Origin of the sequence: Lactobacillus nasalidis (genome assembly GCF_016587775.1) — a bacterium.
GTDB lineage: Bacteria > Bacillota > Bacilli > Lactobacillales > Lactobacillaceae > Lactobacillus > Lactobacillus nasalidis.
On sequence record NZ_BOCG01000332.1, the window covers coordinates 1 to 507 of the forward strand.

The following is a 507-nucleotide window of genomic DNA, read 5'->3' on the forward strand; positions in this document are numbered from 1 at the left end:
TCACCGTGCGCCCTTCTTCACTTGACCTAACAAGTTTCGTTCTTTCGAACTCTCTCGGTCGCTTTGCAATCGTTCATTGATCTCAATGATTCTCGGTTTTTTCTTGGAATTAAGATATTCAGTTTTCAACGTACAAGTGAGAGTTGATACTCTCAAAACTGAACAAAGTTTCTTTGCAGTGTGCTTCCGTAACTCACAGTCTTCTGTTAGTGTGGCCACTCTCCAACTGTGCGTCTTTCCTTAGAAAGGAGGTGATCCAGCCGCAGGTTCTCCTACGGCTACCTTGTTACGACTTCACCCCAGTCATCTGCCCTGCCTTAGGCGGCTGACTCCTATAAAGGTTATCCCACCGACTTTGGGCATTGCAGACTTCCATGGTGTGACGGGCGGTGTGTACAAGGCCCGGGAACGTATTCACCGCGGCGTGCTGATCCGCGATTACTAGCGATTCCAGCTTCGTGCAGGCGAGTTGCAGCCTGCAGTCCGAACTGAGAACAGCTTTAAGAG

At 49.5% G+C, this 507-nt stretch carries 1 rRNA gene; it reads right to left on the reverse strand.

Going from position 1 to position 507, the window contains the following annotated elements:
- Positions 1 to 244: 244 nt before the first annotated feature.
- Positions 245 to 507 (reverse strand): 16S ribosomal RNA (locus lacNas_RS06325); the annotation flags it as partial.